Below are 4,421 nucleotides of genomic sequence, written 5' to 3'. Positions count from 1 at the left end.
ATAAGTGTGTTTAAACCAGTAGTTAACAGAGCCAGAAAGGTGTTGAATAAATTCAAAATCGGCACCCACATTGTACCCCAACGATTTCTCCCAGGTCAAATTAGGATTTACCAGTGACCCATATTTTATGCCCACATTTGAAGAGGCCGAGGGATCGCCAAAATAATAAGTGCCGCCCGATTTATAAGATTGCTGCCATTGCCATCCACTCACAACAGCATCATTACCCGTTAAGCCTATAGAGGCCCTTAATTTAAGATTAGTTATAATTTTATTATGTTTTAAAAAATTTTCTTTCGTCAAAACCCAGCCCGCAGAGGCGGCAGGAAACGTCCCCCATCTTTCATTAGGAGCAAAATACATAGAGCCTTCTTCTCTCACAGAAAGGTTTAATAAATATTTTTCCGCATAGCTGTAATTGATTTGACCAATATAAGAGGCCCGGCCGGTCGAGTAATCCGGGCCGCCCCCTGACCACATATCATCATGGTCGCTATTGGTGGCCCAATATTGATCCGTTTGATATACGGGGAATCCTTGATTTTGATTCCACATAGAACTATAACTGCTTTGCGATTTTTCAAAAACCAAAGCCGCATCTATATGGTTCAATCCAAAATCTTTAACGTAGGATGCCTGAAAATTTAATTGGTTATTGTTTTGCCATTTTGCAGTTGAATACAATCCCCAAAAATTAGTGTTGGTAAACATGGTCGTTAAATCAGCGTCCTTTGCATCTACTATGTGATTGTTTGCACCCGATAAAACGGGAAGCCAAAACGTGGAATGCGCATCGTATTCTTTATAATGTGAGTTTGACCAGTCTGCCATATAGGAAGCTTTAAAACTCAACCCACTTACCCAAGGCAATCGATAGGTCAAGCTTATATTCGCTTGAGGATCTATCGTATTTGTATGTTGGTAACCTATTAATCCATTGGCTTCCGCAGAAGCATTTCCATACGCCCATCCAGATGAAAGATACCTATCCCCTTCAGTCGAGTAAGTAGGAAAAGTGTTAAAGGAAGCGCGTAGCTTTGTGTAAGTAGCATCTGTTCCTTCAATTGGAGCTTCCGCCATGTTTTCATTAGACATCGCTAAGCCTGTATATAATTGGAGATTAGATGTAATATCGGCAGTAACATTCAGTCTAAGATTCCACTTTTTATAATCTGTCGATTTCATAAAACCTCCTTGATCATAATAGTTGGCTGAGGCAAAATATTTTATCTTATCTTTTCCACCGGAAATGGTAATGCCATGCGTCATAATGAAAGGAGTATTCCATACTGTTTTCAGCGCGTCATATCCTTGTCCGGGTATGGCTTTTGCCCAATCAAGTTCTTGTTGAGACCAAGCAGTACCCTGGGGTGGAGTAGCTGAAACCCGTGGGTCAATACTATTCACATTTGCATACATCTGATTGGTTAGTAAACCAGATTGATATAAATTTGTCAATGGCACTTGTTGCGTTGGAAAATCAGCTGAATATCCAACTGTATAAACAATCGACGGCGTTCCTATCTTTCCTCGTTTTGTAGTAACGACAATAACGCCACCATCAGAGCGAACACCATATATGGCTGCTGACGCTGCATCTTTAAGCACCGCCATGCTTTCTATCTCATTGGGAGCCAAATTTTGAAAAGTAGCCGCATCCCTAATCATCCCATCTATCACATATAGAACAGGTTGACTGTTCCAAGAAGAAGCAGTGCGTATAGAAACTGAATTTTGTGTTCCAGGCCTGCCTGGATTGTCGCTTACGCGTACTCCGGCGGCTCTACCAGCCAATAAATCCGCCGCACTTGATACCGGCAATTCTTTCATTGCTTGGGAAACATTTACAGTACTTACCGCACCCGTTAGTAGCTCTTTCTTTTGTGAAGTGTACCCAATTATAACGACATCGTCAAGATTGGCGGCAGCGGAATCTAGTCGAATATAAATAGGATTTTCAGATATCACTTTTATAACAGCCATTTTGTACCCAATCATTTTTATGGTTAGCTTACTATTCAGTGGAACTGAAATTTCAAAATGTCCACTAGTGTTTGTTTGAGTTGCCGCACTTCCACCCGTCTCTCTAATAGTTGCACCAACTAAGGGAACGGAATTAGCGTCTGTAATAATTCCAGTAGCCTTTATAGTTTTAGATTGTGCAAAAAGCTGATTTGAAAAAATAATAAAGCAACAAAACATAACAGGCCAAAGAAAAAACCTCCAGTTTAATCGATTCATAGAATTCTCTTTAAGTTTTAATTAATGATGATTTTTATAGACAAGCAATTAGCTTTATATAGTTTGTTAAAGGTAGGTCTGAACTGAGGTGTTAACCAACCTTCCATTTGTCAAGTATTGATGGTTTTTTAATCTATTTATCTAAAATTTGTGAAGAAGATATCTATCTTGATTTTGGGAACAAATAGAAATTTTAAACAGGTCGATTATTTCTTTTTAAAGGGGTAAGGAATTTTTAAAATATTGCTTTACGAATTCATCGGCAGAAATATCTTTTATTTTTTTAAATTGTTTATTAAAATCGGAGATATTGGTAAAGCCGCATAAATACAGTACTTCTGTTACCTCGTATCGTTTCATGAGCAATAATTTACAGGCATAGCCTACGCGAACTTCTTTAACAAATTGAATGATGGTTTTCCCCGTTCGCAATCTAAAAAAATGGTATAATGTAGAAGGAGTCATGTTTGCTTTTAGAGCAATTTCTTCCAAAGCTAGGGACTCGCGGAAATTCTTAAAAATATAGGTAAGGATGATGTTGATCTTAATTTTATCTCCAAAACCCTCCGTAATATTAATGCCAGGCGAACTTAATATCTTAAAAAAATTTGTTTGTAAAAGCAGATGGAGAAGTTGTAAAAATAAAGAAACTCTTATTAATCCGTTTACATCAAGCATCTGTTGTATGAAGGGCTTTACCTTAGCCAAAGTTTTCTTCTCAGAAAAAAGAATTCCATTCGCGGCATAGACAATTAATTGACCTAATTCCCCCCAGTTAGAGCCGTCAATCAAATCCTTCCCCAAAAAATCACGAAAAAAATGTATTGTGGTAACAGAGGCCGTCTGTAAGGGGTCCAAAGGTTTAAGATATTGAAAAGCATGGGGTAACCCATTCCCAATTAATATTAGCTCCGTGCCTTCAAAATGCTCTATATGATCGCCAACAAATCGCCTGCCTATGCAATTTTCAATGAATACCATCTCAAAATATTGATGAAAACTAAGTGGAAAAGATTTCTCAGAATTTACTACTTCAGATTTTATAGAAATCAAGTGGTCTATTGAGCATTGCAAATTCTCATTAGCCAAATGTTGGGTGAATATATTATTGTCCATTGAAAAAAAATTATTTACTGTTCCAAATACTTTTATGATCTATAGAAAGATGATAACATCTACTTGATCGTAACTACAAAATAACTCCCGGCTGCATGGTACAACCGGAAGTATGTAAGCTCAATAAGCAATTTTTAATTTTCGCGCTGCAGAAATATTATTTCATTGTAAAAGTCTCATCAAATAATGTACGATGATTGCCATTTTCATTCATCCAGTATTTTACTTTTAATATCTTAGAAACGGGATCAAATTTATTAATGCCGGTTGAGTCAAGTTCTCCGGATCGACCATTTGAGGCCGGCTGGCCATATTTATTTTCAACACTGACCACTTTATTTTGATCGTCCATATTTATAACAACGCCAAATGAACCATAGTAAGAATTGCTGGTGCCACTTTTTATCTTGTGGTATATACCTTTTGAATAATCTTCATCATATATTGCCAATTGATGAATAGTTATTTGTTCCAGTGTCACATTCCATGGGTAAGGGCCGGTAAGTCCTGCATTCGTATAATCCACCAGACTGCCGGTACATGTATATCTTGCGGCAACTAAATTTACTGCGAAATCCTTATTGACATAAAAGGTATCAATGCCCTTTTCAGGCATATAGGCTGTTGTCACTTTTAATGATGATACAGACGGGTCGATATCCATCAGTGTGTCCAGATTTTCATTCACATCAGAAATGATGCGCTGTTCTTGCTGTCCTTGTAGATTCTTATATTCAAGGATCGTCTTTTTACACAAAGTATCGACCGGCTCAAAATCTAATATTAATCCTGATTGACTATTGATCGTACTAAACCCCCGGATGAATAGATTGGACGCATATTCATTTCCCAGAGAGGATCCACTTATTAAAGTTGTCCCTCGGTTTGATGAGTTTCCTGCTTTGTCAAAAGCTATAATTTCAAAAGTATAATCTCCTTCGGCCAAATTTGGAATCATCACTTTTTGGGTATCGTTTAATTTATCCGCACTGACCTCCATTTGTTGCTTTCGATTATTCCAGTAAATGATATATTTTACAATATTGGGATCTTTTGATTGCGTA

Annotated in this window: 3 protein-coding genes; all 3 read right to left on the bottom strand. The window is 37.4% G+C overall.

The features are described from left to right. On the bottom strand, positions 1-2,241 hold a 2,241-nt coding region (locus ACQR30_RS05175), incomplete at its 3' end, for a SusC/RagA family TonB-linked outer membrane protein (protein ID WP_429732252.1). A 216-nt stretch (positions 2,242-2,457) separates the two neighbouring features. Next, positions 2,458-3,357: an AraC family transcriptional regulator gene (locus ACQR30_RS05170; protein ID WP_429732249.1), complete on the bottom strand. Its 900-nt coding sequence runs from the start codon at positions 3,355-3,357 to the stop codon at positions 2,458-2,460. Between the two features lie 157 nt (positions 3,358-3,514). Further along, on the bottom strand, positions 3,515-4,421 hold a 907-nt coding region (locus tag ACQR30_RS05165), incomplete at its 5' end, for a DUF4998 domain-containing protein (RefSeq protein ID WP_429732246.1).

The sequence above is a fragment of the Arachidicoccus sp. genome (assembly GCF_050436765.1).
Classification (GTDB): Bacteria; Bacteroidota; Bacteroidia; order Chitinophagales; family Chitinophagaceae; genus Arachidicoccus.
This window is presented reverse-complemented; position numbering and strand designations above follow the sequence as displayed.